Genomic DNA, 16567 nt, shown 5'->3' on the forward strand with positions numbered 1-16567 from the left:
ACACTGGTGTCATATCAAATGTCATATGACATTTGCCTGTCTGTCATAAACTTGTCGGCGCTTACTTCTCCCCAAAGTGGTTAACTTGCATTCTATACCAACCTGCATAAGAAGTTGGTCTACTCAGCGCGCTTTTGGCAAGCTAATTCAAGGCGAATAACTGAAATAATGGTTGTTCCCTTGTGAAGTTATTCAACGCAGAAGTAGGCAGCCAAAAACGCGCCAGAATGGCGAGTTTTAGTGCTCCTGATGCTGTGTTAACGAGCTTAACCGTAGAACAACTATGTTCTTCACTCGTCGCAAGCCACATGGATGTGGTGAATGTCATTAATGCAGGAGCATTTAATGACCTTGCCTCAGAAGCACCCAATTCTCGCTGAGCGTCCAAATCTTTATGCAGGTTGGTATAATCCAATCAACTGGCAACATCAGGAGCAACTCATGGACAATTTAGTATCCACTCACCCTATGGACACGCAAACGGACAAAGTCACCTTATCTAACGGTTACTGGTTTTATTTTAATGATGAAGATCGCCGCTTCGCCATACACGGCTCTGGCTATTCGGGTAAAGAGACTATCTATCTAAATGATGAGTTAGTGTCATCAACTCGCAACTACCGAACAGTAAGCCGTCATGAATTTGAAATTGGCAGCGATCGCTATCGTGTCGAGTTCAATGTCACTAGCATTTTACGTGGCGAGATCAACTGCTCACTATATAAGAATGGCCGCTGCTTGCACCGCGAAACCAAAGCTTATTCTCCCGGCAGCACCAAAGATGCGCTAAAAAAATTAGGTTTATTTTTCATTGGCGGCATGGCATTTGGTGCTATCGCTGGTGTCATTGCAGCAGTAGTATTTGGGTAGTAGCGAGGCCAATATGGATATTAACGCCGCTAGCGTCAAACAATTACGCCAACAACGGGGCTGGACACAACAGCACCTTGCTGATGCCTGTAACATTAGTATTCGCACCATTCAGCGTATCGAAAAAGGCGGTTCTGCCTCCAATGATACTTTGCAGGGATTATGTGCCGTATTTGAGGTAGAGCAACAAGTATTGCGCCGAGTTCCGCACCCGGAGCAGCACCAATTAACCACGGTTTCAGTGTATCAACAGCCAGGGTTGCTCATTCTAGCCGCCGGTATTGGCGCCTTTATTGGTGCCGCCATAATGTATCTATTTCTTCGATAATCACCCCATATCGAATGGGACGTTTAAGGAGCACAGCAATATGCCTAAAACACAGTGGGTTTTAATCGTCATTATTTCGTATTTGCTCAGTGCATGTAGCAGCTTGCCACCTGACGAAACAACTCAGCCTCAGGTAACAGAAGCTGCGCAGCGTACCGCTGCAACGCAGGTGGCAGGACGCTACTACTGGGGTCACGAGGTCAGTGCTTTTAGTCCTTGCAACAGCCAGCAATCTTGGTGGGTACGCGCCACACCTGTGAGTGACACACTCAACCAACAAAGCCTGCAACTGGCTGAGCAGCGCGGTGCACCTTACCAACCTTTATATGTTGAGGTCAGCATTAATCACATCGATCGCCAAAGTCATCCGGCATACCAAGATGGATTTGCCGCCGATTATGACGGTGTGATTGAAATTATCACCGTGCACCGCAGTGATACTCACATTCCATCAACCTGTCGCGACGAATCTTGACCTGATACCACCAAGATTGACTATTTAACGCTGGTGATCACCTCGACTAAATGCGCCATATCATCGGCGGTATTGTATATGTGCGGTGAAATGCGCAAGCCTGCTTCACGCACATCAACACTGATATCTGCTTGCGTTAATGCTGTCAGTGCAGTTTGATTGTCTTGACCAAGATCGACAATTAAGGTGCCATTGCGCTGCGACTCTTTCATTGGCGACACACATAATTCACCTAATTGCTGCATCGCCAAGCTAATCAAAGCCTGATTATGCTCTCGAACCACATGGGCGCCTAAATCAGAAAAATAGCCAATACTGTGAGATGCAAATGCATAGGGGGCCACCGATGGCGTACCGCCCCAGAATCTCAAAGCGGTAGGATGATAACGAAACTGATGGATATCGAATTCGAAAGGATTGTCATGGCTAAACCATCCCACATCCATCGGCTGACACTGCTCAAGTTGTGCCTCACTCACCCATAAATAGGCAGCGCCTGGCCCACCACAGAGCCACTTAACCGATGAGCCAATGACAAAGTCAGCCTGTAAACGGGCCAAATCAATGGGAATCACGCCAACCGATTGTGCAATATCAACAACAGACAGCACCTGATGTTGACGTGCCATCGCCGCTATCGCTTCAATAGGCGCTTGCTGTCCGGTATTAGAATAGGCATGACTGATAAACACTAGATCCATGTCTGCAGTAAGGTATTGTTGCCACACTTGAATATCGGTCACATCTGCGGCCTTTGGCACAAAACAAATTTCAGCATCCGGTAAGGCTTTTTGCAGTACAAACCCCATGCTTGGAAAGTCGATTTCACTCATCAACAACTTCACACCTTTACGCTGAAGTTGTGGTAATGACATCAATAACTTGGTTAAACCACTCGACAGGTTCACTTGGGGACAAAACTGACTCGCTTGGCTGTTTAACAAACGCGCCAGATTAGCACTAAATTGCTCGATCACACCCAGCCATGCTTGCCAAGGCTCACGGCCCAAATCTTGCCACGGCGCAAGAAAACTCTGTTCAAATGCTGCTTGGCTGCTGGCTAACGGTCGTCCCACCGAGTGATTCAACAAATAGGTGGTTTTGGGTAATACAAAATCTTGTCGATGCATCAGGCACTCGCGTCAGTTAAAGTGGCAGTTAAACGGCTTATATCATCAAATCGCGTACGAATATCATCGCGCTGCTTCGCCGCACGGCGGTCGCGTAACTTTTCCAACGCATCAAGTAACACAGGTAATGGCGGGCCACTCGCTGTGACCTTTTCCATATGTTGCTGCGCCAACGCTTTTGATGGCTGGGCAATATACTTCTCAACAAGTTGATCATGGTGGGCGATCGCGGTTTCACCATGACGCTCGCAGACCGCCAGAAAGCGTCGCAAGTTTTGCTGATACCAAGCACTACTTTGCTCGCCTGTTGCTTTTAAAAATTCATCCATAATACTGGTGCGGCGCATGCAATCACGCAAAATACGTTGATCTTCCGGCATCATATACAAGAATTTATCCACCAACATTTGTGAGTAAGCAGGCTCATTGGCAAAGCATAAACCCAATTGCAGATCGATAACATTTATCCCAGCAAAGTCGCCAGCATTGGCACCACGGTAGACTTGGCTGCCGACACGATACGGTTTGTAATAAGGTCGTACGCAATAGAAGAACATATCGGTATCGAGCTGTTCAAACAAGGTTTGATTTGATGCAAGCACATCATCTAAAGCCGTTTCTGCCACTTGCAATAGATCAGCGGTAATAGGATGCGATACCCCGAGGGATTGAATTTTCAGTAACGCATCTGCGGCTCTTTTATAAGCTAAAATCCCTTTGGTATTGTAATCGACAAACAGCTTCTCATCTGCCAAATCGGTGAAACGTTTATAGACCCCGTTTACTGCACGGTTATGGGTCGTTAAGTGCGCTGTGGCAAATCGTGGGGTGACACCAATAGAGGCGCCAATATGCATTGCCAGCGCAGAAGCTTCAATCAAGGGCGATGTTCGCTCACGACAGGGCTCAGTTATCTCATGGCGACGACAAGCCGCCATATACAAACCCACATTACCAAGCAAATCAAAAGCACTGTCGAAGCCTTCATCGGTATTGCCTTCAGCTAACAGGCATTTTATTAATTCTCGCCCTTGCAGCTCTAATTGCTGCTTTTCGGTGTCACCAATACCAACCACATTAGCAGGATCATCTTGTTGTAAGTAAAGCTGCTCTAAATGCGAATTAATTTCGACAAAATCCTCTCGAATCCACTTATCGAATGCTTGTAAATCTGGGCTCACGACTTGCTCCATAGTTATGATTATTATTTGGACATACCAGCCTAACAGCATTACCGAATTGCATTTCACCAATATTCAATGAATATCATTTTATTTATGGTGGATTTCGATATAAATTAGTTAAAATTTAGTGAATATAGATAAAATCATGTCACATCGATGCGATGCAAAAGATCTCAGCATTTTAGCGATATTGCAGCAACATGGCAGAATCGCCATTGCCGAAATAGCCAATAAACTCAATATGTCTGACACCCCTTGTTTGAGACGTATTAGAAAAATGGAACAAAATGGTGTCATCAAAGGTTATGGTGCCGATGTTGACCCAAGCGCGTTAGATCTGAATGTCACCGTGTATGCATTTGTGCGTCTCAAAGAGAACTCGGCACATTTTGCTAATCAGTTTGAACAGGCGGCAACAGATCTAGAACAAATTTTAGAATGTTCGGTCATCAGTGGCGCCCACGATTACCTCATTAAAATCATCGCCAAAGATTTAGCCGACTATGAGAGCTTTGTGAAACAGCGCCTAGGTGAGCTCAAATGCATAGCCAGTATCGAATCGAGTGTAGTATTGAAACAGACCTTTAGTAAGAAGCAACTGCCAATTCGCAATTAAAAAAGCCCAAGCTAGCGACGTTAGCTTGGGCTGGCTTCAACGCTTATGAAGCGAAGTATTTACTGTGGAATAACAACTTTGTTAGCGCTTAATTACAGCTACCATTGTTGGTCCACACAGCCCACTGACCAGAGTTTTCAGCAGGATTTTCATTCTGCGTCCACCAGTTTGCCGTGTATTTAACGCCATTGTACGCAACCTGATCGCCAGTGTTATAAATGGCGCCAGCAGACCACGTTGTTAGGCCACTACACCCTTGCACACCATCAGTCACTGAAACCGTTTGCACTTGGGTATGACTCAAGCCTTGAGCATCTTCAACCGTTAAGCTCACTTGATAATCACCACTTGCACCAAAAGTGTGCACCGGATTAGTTTGGCTTGAAGCACTGCCATCACCAAACTGCCAAGCATGTTTCACCACTGCGTTGTCATCAGTAGCCTGGCTTGTGAAGCTAACAGTTAAACCAGAAGCTGCAGCACCAAAGTTAGCCACTGGAGGCTGATTAGGTGTGCCGCTACCACTACATTCACCGCGGTTTGCCCATACGTTAGAGTAAACGTCAGGGCGGGCACCTGTAGACCACCAGATTGATTCATACTTGTTGTTTTGGTATGCAACCGTATCGCCAATAGCGTAGTTTGTTGTTGCACTCCATGCCGCTAGGCCATCACAACCACCACCGCCAGTACCAATCGTCACGCTAGCCACTTTGCTATTGGTCTGATTGCCAGTATCAGTCACAGTTAATGTCACTTGATAAGTACCATTACTTGCATAAGTATGAGTTGGGTTTTGCTCATTCGAAGAGTTGCTATCACCAAAGTCCCAAGCATAAGCTGTGATTCCTTTATCATCACTTGATGCATCAGCAAAGGTCACAGTGCTACCACTGACCGTACTATTAAAGTTAGCCACTGGCTTTTGATCGACCGGATTACCACCACCACAGCTGCTCGCTGCGAGATAGTCATAGGCTGCTTTAGCTTTGACGATACCATAACCATAAGAGGTATCACGCCCACTTGCACCGCGATCCTCGGCAGTCATATTTAATGCATTACGTACCTCAGCCGGACTACAGCTCGGGAAGTGACTCCAAACCAAGGCCGCAACACCTGCAACATGGGGAGTCGCCATTGACGTACCACTGATGGACTTATAGCCGCCGTCATTCCAAGTTGAGTTAACATTCACGCCCGGTCCAGCAATCTCAACTTGAGAGTTATATTGCGAAAAAGACGCTTTGGTGCCAGAACTATCAACCGCGGCCACTGACATGACCTCATCATAAGATGCCGGATAAGACATGGTGCTGTTACCATCGTTACCCGCAGCAGCAATACTTAATACACCTTGGCTTGCGGCATTAGCAAACGCTTGGCGCTCGGCTGAAGATGACCCGCCCCCACCTAAGCTCATACTGATAACATCAGCGCCTGCATTAACACATTGGTTAATCGCAGCAACTAAGTCTGAACCATAGGCCCAATTACCACTGTCATTAAATACTTTGACAATATGTAAGCCAATCAACCCCGATGGATTAACCCCAACAACACCTTGATTATTACCGCCAATCGCCGCAATGGTACCAGCTACATGGGTACCATGGCCGTTACCATCGTTGTACCAATTACCGGTATTGTTGCTGCCATAACCATCATCACCCGTCACACCAGCGTTAGGCAGATCAACATGACCTAAGTCATAGCCGGTATCGGTAATACACACTTTGCGGTTGGCTGTTTGGCTATCAGACACGAGGTTAGCTTGCACCATGCCGATACCATAGGGTGAGCTTTCAGCCATTAAGTAACGCTTAGGATCGACCTCAATAAGCGCCACATTTGGATCATTGGCTAGGGCTTGATACTGCTCAGAATCCAGCATGACCGCCATTGAATTAATTTGAGGTAATGACAACACCACATCAGCATCGACCGAAGCTGCGGTGGTTTGCATCAAATTAACTTTGGCTTGTTTCACCGCGGCGGGTGACGATTTTGACTGCTGTAAATTTAATATACTGCGATCGGTCATCTGCACGATAAATCGTTGTGCTTCACTGCTATTGATCACAGGTTCTGACATGCTCTGGGTTTGAGCATTAACTGCGGCGGCAACCAGACTCAGGGTAAAAGCTGCTGCCAAGGGTAGTTTTTGTTTATTTATTGTTTTCATTGTGTACCTTCACATTGTGTGAAGCTCGCTGTGAAAACGCGACAACTTAACACGTCAACAGGAGCCGTGTATTTACATGTCTAACAAGCAAAGAAGTAATTAATTATTCACTTTGCCCGCATTTAATTAAGCGTGACTTACCAAGCCAGTCAAACGAATTATCAAGCTGTTAAGGTGACTTTACAGGTTTACAGCACAAGTAAAAAAGTGCGTAAATATTTAGGTACAGTTAGAGTAAAAATTCAGCAATTCACAATAACATTCAAGGAAACACTGACTTAGAATCAAGTACAGCGACAGGATACAACAGCGGATTTTTGCTGTGTAAATTTTAAACAACAAAAACCCTATAACCTAGAGCTATGACATATAGAGCAAGGATATATAGCGATTCTCTCAGTGTCATATTCATAGGGTATAAGTCGTCGCAGTATTTTAACGCCCAATAACAGTGATGACTGCACCATGATTTTTGAGTAAAAAACAGCTAATCTAGATAATATGCACCACCGCGCAACAAAGGACAGCTTATGCGTACCGCAGTGATACTGGCATTATTTATACTGACAACGTTTGCCCAAGCAACCGTTTATAAATGGGTTGATAAAGACGGTAAGGTGCATTACTCCGATGAGCCAGTGGAAAACGCCACTGCGGTCGAGTTTAAAGGTAACACGCAAAACAATGTCGCCCTACCTGCCAAACCTGTTATCGAGGGAAATGCGCAGCCCGAGCCTCAAGCGCAACCTAGCTACCGCATAAACATTAGTAGCCCAAGCGAAGAAGAAACGATTCGTGATAACAATGGCGATGTCACCATTATGGCGACGATTAGTCCCAAACTGGCGGCCGGCCACGTGTTGGTACTCGTCATGGACGACAAGGTCAAAGGTCCGCCGCAAACCAGTCCAATTTTTGCCCTAAATAATGTCGATAGAGGCGAGCATAGCTTTGAAATAAAAGTTGTCGCACAAAACGGCAAACAACTTGCATCCTCAGAGAAAAGAACCATTTATCTTCACCGGGCAACCATAAAAGCAACCCCAAGAGTTATGCCTCTTGGAGGATAATTAGAACAATTGCTTAAAATTCGGTAACTTAAGAACTTCTTAACCTTACCACGTCCCGGTGAGCATCGCTTGCAGCGTGCACCAAATTGGTGCACCATAATGGTGCAATCGCTTTCTGGGAGTGACAAATGAAATTTGATGAGCTGCTAAATCACCTAGTTACCGCGGTGATCGTCATCAATGACGAGTTAAAGCTTCGCTATGCCAATGGTGCCGCCGAACAGCTATTAGGCTTGGGCACCCATAGGCTAACCGATCATAACTTTGTCGATAGCTACCAAGTACTAGGTGTCGATGCTGAGCTATTGGCCAGTGCACTCGCCGATCATCAAGGACTCACCGTCAATACTGCACCATTAGTTACCTTAGATGGTCAGCAACACACCGTAGACATCACCTTAACGCCACTAGAGCAAGCATTGGATTTAAGCGATGAAAACTTGGCACTATTGGAGATCCGCCAGGTTGACCAGCAGCGTCGTATCCACCAGCAACTTTCCTTGGACGCGCAACAACAGGCAGCGCAATATTTAGTGCGCAACTTAGCCCACGAAATTAAAAACCCGTTAGGAGGCTTACGCGGCGCGGCGCAATTACTATCACGGGAGCTGCAAGATCCTGAGTTAAGCGAGTTTACCGACCTGATTATTGAACAAGCCGATAGGCTACGTAATTTAGTCGATAGGCTACTTGGTCCGCAAAAGCCCACTAAGCACAGCCAGCACAACATCCATGAAGTGATTCAAAAAGTGCTTAAGCTAGTCAGTCTAGCACTGCCTAGCAATATTAAGCTGATACAAGACTATGATCCGTCAATTCCTGATATGGCGATGGATCAAGATCAATTGCAGCAAGCCATACTCAACATTGTACAAAATGCAGTGCAAGCACTGGAAAACAGCGGTGGCAATATCCGCATTAAAACGCGCACTCAACACCAGGTCACCATTGGCACAGTGAGACACAAACTGGTGCTGTTATTGTCGATTATTGACGATGGTCCGGGCATTAAACCGGAGTTAATGGATACCCTGTTTTACCCAATGGTAACAGGCAGAGAGCAAGGCTCAGGCCTAGGTCTATCGATTGCCCACAACTTTGCACGACTACACGGCGGTCGTATCGACTGTCGTTCCGTGCCGGGGGCAACCACTTTCACAATTTTATTACCACTAAACGGTTAGCCCTATGACGAATAGCTTTTCACAAGGCGGGAGTGAGCAGTATGACTGAAAAAGTATGGGTACTTGATGACGATAACTCAATACGTTGGGTGGTAGAGCGCGCCTTAAAAGGTGCCAAAATCAGTTGTGCCAGTTTCGCCGCAGCCGAATCATTATGGGAAGCACTAGAGCTCACCCAGCCTAAGGTGATCATTTCCGATATTCGCATGCCCGGAACCGATGGCCTCACCTTACTGGAACGGATTCAGCTGCACTATCCTCACATCCCGGTCATTATTATGACAGCGCACTCCGATCTCGATAGTGCCGTCAGCGCCTACCAAGCAGGCGCCTTTGAATATCTGCCTAAACCCTTCGATATTGATGAAGCCATCGGATTAGTGGAGCGAGCCCTAACCCACGCCAACGAACAAGCGCCATCGAGTCAAGCTGAAGATGCGGTTAAAACACCGGAGATTATCGGTGAAGCCCCTGCAATGCAGGAAGTCTTTCGCGCTATTGGCCGGCTATCGCGCTCATCAATTAGCGTGTTGATCAACGGGCAATCTGGTACCGGTAAGGAGCTAGTCGCTGGCGCGCTACACAAACATAGCCCCCGCAAAGACAAACCGTTTATCGCCATCAATATGGCTGCTATTCCAAAAGATCTGATTGAGTCAGAGTTATTTGGTCACGAAAAAGGCGCATTTACCGGTGCTGCGGGTATTCGCCAAGGGCGGTTTGAACAAGCCAACCATGGCACGCTATTTTTAGATGAAATTGGTGACATGCCCCTAGATGTACAAACGCGTTTACTGCGAGTGTTAGCCGATGGACAGTTTTATCGCGTCGGCGGCCACTCTCCAGTGCAAGTGGATGTGCGTATTATTGCCGCTACCCACCAAAATCTAGAATCATTAGTGGCAAAAGGCGAGTTTCGCGAAGACCTATTCCACCGCCTAAACGTCATACGAGTTCATCTGCCACCGCTATCCCAGCGTCGTGAAGACATTGCCCAATTAGCGCGCCACTTTTTGGCTATTGCCGCCAAAGAGATCAGTGTTGAGCCAAAGATACTGACTCCCGAAGCCGCACAAACACTGTCGAATCTGCCTTGGCCGGGTAATGTGCGTCAATTAGAAAACACCTGCCGCTGGCTAATGGTGATGGCATCGGGGCAAGAAATTTTACCCCAAGATCTGCCTCCCGAGCTGCTTGATCAACCGAGCGAAAGCCTACATGCGACGGATGAGCATCAGGGGTCTTGGCAACAAGCGCTAACCGCGTTTATTGACCAAAGGTTAAGTCAGGGAGACAGTGATCTGCTCACCGATGTCCAACCCGCCATTGAGCGTATTTTATTAGAAACCGCGCTCAAACATACCAATGGCCATAAACAAGAAGCCGCCAAAAGGCTCGGTTGGGGACGCAATACGTTAACCCGTAAACTAAAAGAGTTAGAAATGGATGTATAATCAGCGTTTAACCTAACGACTATCAAGGACGATGACCATTAATGACCGACAAACTCACGATTGCTTTAGTTGGCTTGGGAGATATTGCCCAAAAAGCGTATCTGCCCGTGCTCGCCAACCATCCTCTGGTCGAGCCGATTTTGTGTACTCGAAATCCCCAAGTACTTGCTCAGCTACAGCGGCAATACCGTATCACTCAAGGCCATAGCAATTTAGATAGCCTACTTGCCATCAAACCCGATGCGGTAATGATTCATTCAGCCACCGCGAGTCACTTTGCCTTGGCCCAGGCATGTCTTGAAGCCAACATTGCTACGTTTGTTGATAAACCTTTGTGTGACAATGCCGAACAATGCCAGCGACTCGTGGATACCGCAAAGCAGCACAATACCTTGTTGTATGTCGGCTTTAACCGCCGCTTTGCACCGTTAATCGCCCCATTAGGCACAGCAGAGAACCAGCATGTTATCTGGCAGAAAAATCGCGTCGCCTTAGCAGCTGAACCCAGACAGTTTATCTTTGATGACTTCATTCATTTGGTAGATGGTTTACGATTTTTAGCTCAACTGTCACCACAGCAGATACCAACATCGCTGCAGGTAAATAGCCAAATGAGTCAAGGTAAATTACAGCGCATTCATGTGCAATTTACCCATCAAAATCGCCTATTTGAAGCATCGATGAATCGTCAAAGTGGCGTGACTGAGGAGCAGTTATTGGTTTATCGAAATCATGAGAAGATTCAGATTGATAACCTGATGTCTGGGCAACACTACCAGGCAGAACAATGCCGAAAACTTGGCTTTAACGACTGGACGAGTTATCTGCATAGCCGAGGTTTCGAACATATGATTGCCCATTGGCTCGACCATGCTCGCCGTCCTCAGATAGACTGGCAACAGCTGGAAGACCAACTAGCCAGCCACCTGATGTGCGAGCAGATCCTGCAACAAATCAACTGATGCTAACCAAGCCGTTAGCATCAATGGCAACTTGTTTATATTGCATGGTGTTGTTTGACCTTACCAAAATCGCCCAAAATGGCGTAAGCACAAGGAATAATGAACAACACCAGTAATGTTGAAGCAAAGATACCGAACACAATAGATACGACCAGAGGCTGGACCACCTGTGCTTGCAGGCTAGTCTCCATCAACAAAGGTAACAAACCTGCAGCGGTCGTTAGCGAGGTTAGAAATACCGCTCTAAACCTTTCACGACTGGCACTGACCACAGCCTGATGAACACTGTCTCCTTGGTCGATATGATGGCGAATATACTGCACCAGCAAGATTGAATCATTCACCACAATCCCCGCTAATGAGATAAAGCCCATAATCGATGGCATAGATAAATTATGTCCGAGCAGGAAGTGACCCCACAATACGCCAATTAAAGCTAACGGAATGGCCAGCATCACCACGGTAGGTTCTAAGTAGCTGCGGAATTGGAAACTCAAAATCGCGAACAGGCCAAATAAACCAATCATAAAACCCTTAGCCATGGAGCTACCGGTTTTCGCGGTTTCTTTCGCCGAGCCTTCAAAATCGACCCGCACATCGGGATATTGCTGCTGAATTTGTACTAGCCATTCATTGCGCACTTTGGCTAATGTCTCAGCACTGTTGGCCTTGCGATTATTCACATCAGCCATCACGGTGACGGTTCGCAAGCCATCAATACGTTGAATGCGCACATAAGAGCGTTGATTCTCCAGCAGGGCAATAGAAGACAGAGGTAACTGGTTGCCATCAGCCAGCATAATGGGGAAATTAGCCAGCGCTTGTAGATCACCAGCTTGCAGCTTGTTTAGTCGCACTTCAATTTCAATATTCTCCGGCCCCACTTGGATTTCATCAGCTATTTGACCGAAAAAAGCACTACGAAGTTGGTTAGCAATCAATTGCCCATCAACCCCATAGGATTCTGCTCCCGGTCTGAGGCTAACTTTAATCTCCTCTTTCCCCGGACGCATATCATCGAGGATGCCGTTGACGCCATCAAACTGAGCCAAATACGACTGCAGCGACACCGACACATGCTTAAGATGGTCTAGATCATCCCCTTGAAGTCGCACTTCAATATCTCGCCCTGCCGGCCCCATACTCGGCTGCTTAAATACCATCGACAGCGGTAATGCTTGTTCGCCCACCTCTTGGCGCCAAGATTCAATAAACTCCTCAATCAAGGTATTACGTGTTTCAGCTGACAGCATATCTAAGCGCACAGTGGCGACATGGGGGCCTTGCTCACCCGCATCAGCATTGAAGTTATATTGAGCTGTAATGTCTTGAATTAACACCTCATCGTCTTCAACATTGTGGCTGTAATACTCGCCAACCTTTTCCGCACTAGCAATAATATGTTCAACCACGGCTTCGGTGCGTCCCAGCGAGGTGCCCGGCGGCAAAATAATCCGTGCTTCAGCGATATCACCATCCAGCTCTGGGAACGGCACAAACTTCACCGCACCACCAGCAACTAGCGAGATAGACACCAGTAAAAAGCCCAATGTCGCCCCCACACTGACATAACGCCAGCGCACCACAAACTCAACCATCTCAACAAGTTTGCCGTTACGGAACTGCTCAAACTTAGTCAAAAACTGCTGTTTGAATTTCAATGGTTTAAAGCGTGGCGGCTTATCATTGCCATGACTAAGGGAGTGATTTAAATGGTTCGGAAGAATCAAAAATGCTTCTATCAAACTGATGGTTAATACCATAATCAGTACGATTGGAATCGCTGATAATACCGCTCCCATCTGGCCATCTAACCCCAACAGGGCGCTGAAAATTAATACCGTGGTTAAAAACGATGACACCACCCCAGGTGCAACTTTACTGACCCCTTTCACCACGGCGTCATGGGGCTCGAAACCTCTATCAATATGCGCAGCGATAGACTCTGCAATCACAATCGCATCATCCATCATAATACCGATGGCCATCAGCAAACCGACTAAGCTCATCAGGTTTATCGATACCCCAAACAAGCTCATTAGATAGAGTCCGCCTAAGAAGGCGACCGGTAACCCCGCAGAGACCCAGAAAGAGTAACGCAATGAGAAAAACAGCCACATGCTAAAGAACACCAAAATAATCCCTTGCCACCCATTGGTTAGCATCATATCGAGGCGGTCTTGCAACACCGAAGACAGATCATTGGTCATGGTCAAGCTAACACCTTCAGGTGCATGCAGGCGTTCTTGTTCAATAAACTCAGTAACTTTCTGCTTAATCCTGAGTGCATCGTCGGCTTTGTTTTTCTGGATCTTGATCATCGCCGCATTCTTACCATTGAACTGGATATGCTCTTCATCCAGCTCAAAGCGGTCAGTAATGGTGGCAATATCGCCCAAGCGCACAACGCTGCCATCATTGGCTGAAGATACGATGATTTGCGCTAACGCATCAGGCGTGACTTTACGTTCATCAAAGCGCAGTAAAATGTTTTTATCAGCAAGCTCAATATTACCCGCTGGCATCTTGACGTTCTGCCGGCCAACTTTATCGGCAACGTCAGCAACGCTTAGCCCTAAACGGCGCATATCAACTTCGTTAAGCTCAATGCGCAGCTGATGATCAGAAAAGCCTGCAATCGACACTAAGCTCACACCTGCATCAATATTCAAACGACGTTTCACATCTTCAGCATAGGCTTTTAGATGCGGCCAACTGGTATCGGCCACAATAGCCACATCCACCACAGGCTCAGCCCAATCAAGCTCTTTAACAATGGGCGGCTCAATTTGGGTCGGGAAATTCTTAATGGCGTTGATCTGGGTTTGCACATCCACCAGCATGCGCCCCATATCGGCGCCAGTGTCGAGTTTAATTCGCATCGAAGCGATGCCCTCTTGCGCATCACAGTTGACCTCTTCGATATTGGCAAGACCGTCAACGGCATCTTCCATTCGCAAACAGATACTCTCTTCTACCTCAACAGGCGAAGCGCCGGGATACACCACCGATGCCACCACATAAAGTGGCGCAAACTCAGGAAATGTTTCCCGTTTTATCGAACCCACATTTAATAGTCCCAGCAGTAGCAAAGCTAACATCAACAAATTAGCTAAGGTGGGATGGCGAGTGACATAGGCAATCACTGACCCGCCTCCTTAGTCTCTATTGATGCTGCATCAGCAACCTTAAGACCCATGCCAGCAATAGCCGGGATTAAATCATTTAGCACCAAGCGTTGACCAGCAGCGATATCGCCATCAATGGCCACCTGATCTTCATGGCGAAACAACACCTCAACTGGAATTATCTGTAGTTGATCTTGGCTATCCATCACGTAAATACTGTTGCCATGCAGCGCTTTTTCCGGCACCACATAATGTTGTTTGGCACCGCCATAGATTTTGGCAGAAACAAACATCCCCTTAGTTAATGGCGGTTTAGATAACAGGTCCAGCTGATGAAAATCTTGCGCCACTTCCAGATACACCCCAATGGTGCCTTGGGTGGGATTCACTGTTTCAGCCACTCGGGTCACTTTGGCAGGCCAGATAAACTCATGTTCGCCTGCGCCGAATTGCACTTGGGCTTGTAAATTAAATCGCTCAATAGAAGGCATATTTTGCGTTGATGAGGCGGGTAAAATACTGCTGACCAAAGTGCGCATATCGCTCAATGACAACTCGGCTTTCACTTCAGCCGTCCCCAACTGGTGTGCCACTATCATGACCGCACCATTGGCCACCACTTGATCTTGTTCAATATTGATATCTGATACGCGAGCATCAAACGGTAAACTGATTTTAGTTTGCGCCAAACGACGCTGTGCATCTTGTAATGCCGCTTCATCCACGCTGGCTTGAGCTTGAGTGACTTTCCTGTCGTCCGGCAGTAATTTCAATGAGCTTTGCAGATCTTCAACCAATTTTGTTTGCGCAAGTAAGCTCTGCTTTTGGCTCTCAAGTTCAGAGCTAGATATCAGGTTTTGTTTTTTCAACGCTTGCTTACGTTGATACTCTTGTTCAACTAACAGTGTTTTCTTCTGCTCAATCTCTAAGCTAGTTTCAAGATTCTTTTGTTGCTGATCTAGCTGGGTGAGTTTCGCTTGAGTGGCATTAAGATTGGCCTCGGCTTGGGCTAATTTAAGCTGATATTCAAGTGGGTCGATCTCTAACACTAGCGTGTCTGCAGGTAACATTCGCCCGGTTTCTAATTGCGGGTGGCGATAGATGACTTTACCAGTTACTTCAGCCACCGCCTGCCATATATGTTTCGGCTCCACTCGACCAAAACCTTGAATAATTGGCGCAACTTGCTTTTGAGTCAAGGGACTGACCTCCACTAACCTAGCCTTGTCATAACCTTGCACTAACGACGGCGAAGGCTTTAACAGATTAGCCAGTATCAGTATGAATACACCGGCTGCAATACCGGGGATCAACATACGCTTCTTGTCATTCATTCGACTCTTCCTTAATCGGCATCAAGCCTCGGTGTATTAAGTTGGTATTTTGCTGTGCGAGCTTACGTAAAAATGCCGGCGTTAGCTCGATCCCAAAACTATTGAGAATGTTATCGGGAATCAAAAATGGAAATACCATCATGGCAAAAAAGCTCAATTGAGCGCACTGGGCATCCACATCTTCACGTAGGACACCTTGGCGCTGTAATTGTTCAAACATCATCATGTTACCGAGCTGCACAATACGATTGAACGCACCGAGCACAGCTTGGTTTTCTGGATTGTTTTGATCTAACCCAGCTAAACGAAACATTAATCGTGGAAAGTGAGGGTGGTTTTCCATCACCCCATAATAGGTTTGTAAAAGTTGTGCTGGGCTATCGGGCTGCATCGCTTGTTGCGACTGGTGTAATTGTTCAATCACAGGCGTGGCTGTTTCTTGCAGCATGGCAGAAAACAGTTGCTCTTTGTTACCGAAATAGTAGCGAATCATACCCGGATCGGTATTGGCGAGCTTAGCCACATCGCGCACCGTCACTTGGGCGTAATCACGTTCGATAAACAAATTACGGGCGGCATTAATCAACTTATCACGTACGTGATTGTCGCCCCGTGGCCGTCCCACTTTGGCTTTATTCGTTGTCACT

General features: G+C 46.8%; 15 protein-coding genes. 9 read left to right on the forward strand and 6 right to left on the reverse strand.

Annotation, left to right across the window (positions count from 1 at the left end; all coding sequences use genetic code 11):
- The first annotated feature begins 182 nt into the window (after window positions 1–182).
- Genes ACHUFW_RS09280 through ACHUFW_RS09295 form a run of 4 tightly spaced genes read left to right on the forward strand, consistent with a single transcriptional unit; the run spans window position 183 to window position 1673 of the window.
- Window positions 183–380, forward strand: coding sequence for a hypothetical protein (locus ACHUFW_RS09280; protein ID WP_394202443.1), 198 nt, complete (start codon window positions 183–185; stop codon window positions 378–380).
- Entirely contained in the window at window positions 346–870 is a 525-nt protein-coding gene (locus tag ACHUFW_RS09285) for a hypothetical protein (RefSeq protein WP_394202444.1), read from the forward strand. Before ACHUFW_RS09280 ends, ACHUFW_RS09285 begins: the two co-directional genes overlap by 35 nt.
- 13 nt (window positions 871–883) lie before the next feature.
- A complete protein-coding gene (locus tag ACHUFW_RS09290; RefSeq protein ID WP_394202446.1) occupies window positions 884–1198 on the forward strand; it encodes a helix-turn-helix domain-containing protein in 315 nt (104 codons plus the stop codon).
- Between the two features lie 40 nt (window positions 1199–1238).
- Complete coding sequence (locus tag ACHUFW_RS09295; protein WP_394202447.1) at window positions 1239–1673, forward strand: hypothetical protein; 435 nt, start codon at window positions 1239–1241, stop codon at window positions 1671–1673.
- A 20-nt stretch (window positions 1674–1693) separates the two neighbouring features.
- Here the strand turns inward: ACHUFW_RS09295 and ACHUFW_RS09300 are convergent, their stop codons facing one another.
- Together ACHUFW_RS09300 and ACHUFW_RS09305 are read right to left on the reverse strand one after the other, a co-directional pair.
- Complete coding sequence (locus ACHUFW_RS09300) at window positions 1694–2803, reverse strand: aminotransferase class V-fold PLP-dependent enzyme (RefSeq protein WP_394202448.1); 1110 nt, start codon at window positions 2801–2803, stop codon at window positions 1694–1696.
- A complete protein-coding gene (locus ACHUFW_RS09305) occupies window positions 2803–3996 on the reverse strand; it encodes a PrnB family protein (protein WP_394202450.1) in 1194 nt (397 codons plus the stop codon). The genes ACHUFW_RS09300 and ACHUFW_RS09305 overlap by 1 nt, the downstream gene beginning before the upstream one ends.
- 136 nt (window positions 3997–4132) lie before the next feature.
- Between ACHUFW_RS09305 and ACHUFW_RS09310 the strand changes: the two genes are divergently transcribed.
- A complete protein-coding gene (locus tag ACHUFW_RS09310; protein ID WP_394202452.1) occupies window positions 4133–4603 on the forward strand; it encodes an Lrp/AsnC family transcriptional regulator in 471 nt (156 codons plus the stop codon).
- 88 nt (window positions 4604–4691) lie between these two features.
- Here the strand turns inward: ACHUFW_RS09310 and ACHUFW_RS09315 are convergent, their stop codons facing one another.
- Window positions 4692–6788 (reverse strand): S8 family serine peptidase, encoded by a 2097-nt coding sequence (locus ACHUFW_RS09315; RefSeq protein WP_394202454.1) that lies wholly within the window; start codon window positions 6786–6788, stop codon window positions 4692–4694.
- Between the two features lie 530 nt (window positions 6789–7318).
- Here ACHUFW_RS09315 and ACHUFW_RS09320 point away from each other — a divergent pair.
- The 4 genes from ACHUFW_RS09320 (at window position 7319) to ACHUFW_RS09335 (ending at window position 11458) form a co-directional block, all read left to right on the forward strand.
- The gene (locus tag ACHUFW_RS09320) at window positions 7319–7858 is read left to right on the forward strand and encodes a DUF4124 domain-containing protein (RefSeq protein WP_394202456.1); all 540 of its coding nucleotides are present in this window, start codon (window positions 7319–7321) and stop codon (window positions 7856–7858) included.
- Window positions 7859–7986: 128 nt separating this feature from the next.
- The gene (gene glnL, locus ACHUFW_RS09325) at window positions 7987–9042 is read left to right on the forward strand and encodes a nitrogen regulation protein NR(II) (protein WP_394202458.1); all 1056 of its coding nucleotides are present in this window, start codon (window positions 7987–7989) and stop codon (window positions 9040–9042) included.
- Window positions 9043–9083: 41 nt separating this feature from the next.
- Window positions 9084–10496 (forward strand): nitrogen regulation protein NR(I), encoded by a 1413-nt coding sequence (glnG, locus tag ACHUFW_RS09330; RefSeq protein WP_394202460.1) that lies wholly within the window; start codon window positions 9084–9086, stop codon window positions 10494–10496.
- A gap of 41 nt (window positions 10497–10537) precedes the next feature.
- Window positions 10538–11458 carry a Gfo/Idh/MocA family protein gene (locus ACHUFW_RS09335; protein WP_394202462.1) on the forward strand — a complete coding sequence of 307 codons (921 nt, stop codon included), beginning with the start codon at window positions 10538–10540 and terminating at the stop codon, window positions 11456–11458.
- A 35-nt stretch (window positions 11459–11493) separates the two neighbouring features.
- Here the strand turns inward: ACHUFW_RS09335 and ACHUFW_RS09340 are convergent, their stop codons facing one another.
- Genes ACHUFW_RS09340 through ACHUFW_RS09350 form a run of 3 tightly spaced genes read right to left on the reverse strand, consistent with a single transcriptional unit; the run spans window position 11494 to window position 16566 of the window.
- Window positions 11494–14604: an efflux RND transporter permease subunit gene (locus ACHUFW_RS09340; RefSeq protein ID WP_394202464.1), complete on the reverse strand. Its 3111-nt coding sequence runs from the start codon at window positions 14602–14604 to the stop codon at window positions 11494–11496.
- Entirely contained in the window at window positions 14601–15920 is a 1320-nt protein-coding gene (locus ACHUFW_RS09345; protein WP_394202466.1) for an efflux RND transporter periplasmic adaptor subunit, read from the reverse strand. Before ACHUFW_RS09345 ends, ACHUFW_RS09340 begins: the two co-directional genes overlap by 4 nt.
- Complete coding sequence (locus tag ACHUFW_RS09350; RefSeq protein ID WP_394202468.1) at window positions 15913–16566, reverse strand: TetR/AcrR family transcriptional regulator; 654 nt, start codon at window positions 16564–16566, stop codon at window positions 15913–15915. The genes ACHUFW_RS09345 and ACHUFW_RS09350 overlap by 8 nt, the downstream gene beginning before the upstream one ends.
- Between the last annotated feature and the right edge of the window lies 1 nt (window position 16567).

Source organism: Shewanella waksmanii (assembly GCF_043643685.1).
In the GTDB taxonomy this organism is placed as follows: Bacteria; Pseudomonadota; Gammaproteobacteria; order Enterobacterales; family Shewanellaceae; genus Shewanella; species Shewanella waksmanii_A.

What these genes read in the sequence shown, in the direction of transcription:
- ACHUFW_RS09285 (WP_394202444.1), top strand. Translation starts at nt 346, where the DNA reads ATGACCTTGCCTCAGAAGCACCCAATTCTCGCTGAGCGTCCAAATCTT.
- ACHUFW_RS09290 (WP_394202446.1), top strand. Translation starts at nt 884, where the DNA reads ATGGATATTAACGCCGCTAGCGTCAAACAATTACGCCAACAACGGGGC.
- ACHUFW_RS09295 (WP_394202447.1), top strand. Translation starts at nt 1,239, where the DNA reads ATGCCTAAAACACAGTGGGTTTTAATCGTCATTATTTCGTATTTGCTC.
- ACHUFW_RS09300 (WP_394202448.1), bottom strand. Translation starts at nt 2,803, where the DNA reads ATGCATCGACAAGATTTTGTATTACCCAAAACCACCTATTTGTTGAAT.
- ACHUFW_RS09305 (WP_394202450.1), bottom strand. Translation starts at nt 3,996, where the DNA reads ATGGAGCAAGTCGTGAGCCCAGATTTACAAGCATTCGATAAGTGGATT.
- ACHUFW_RS09310 (WP_394202452.1), top strand. Translation starts at nt 4,133, where the DNA reads ATGTCACATCGATGCGATGCAAAAGATCTCAGCATTTTAGCGATATTG.
- ACHUFW_RS09315 (WP_394202454.1), bottom strand. Translation starts at nt 6,788, where the DNA reads ATGAAAACAATAAATAAACAAAAACTACCCTTGGCAGCAGCTTTTACC.
- ACHUFW_RS09320 (WP_394202456.1), top strand. Translation starts at nt 7,319, where the DNA reads ATGCGTACCGCAGTGATACTGGCATTATTTATACTGACAACGTTTGCC.
- glnL (WP_394202458.1), top strand. Translation starts at nt 7,987, where the DNA reads ATGAAATTTGATGAGCTGCTAAATCACCTAGTTACCGCGGTGATCGTC.
- glnG (WP_394202460.1), top strand. Translation starts at nt 9,084, where the DNA reads ATGACTGAAAAAGTATGGGTACTTGATGACGATAACTCAATACGTTGG.
- ACHUFW_RS09335 (WP_394202462.1), top strand. Translation starts at nt 10,538, where the DNA reads ATGACCGACAAACTCACGATTGCTTTAGTTGGCTTGGGAGATATTGCC.
- ACHUFW_RS09345 (WP_394202466.1), bottom strand. Translation starts at nt 15,920, where the DNA reads ATGAATGACAAGAAGCGTATGTTGATCCCCGGTATTGCAGCCGGTGTA.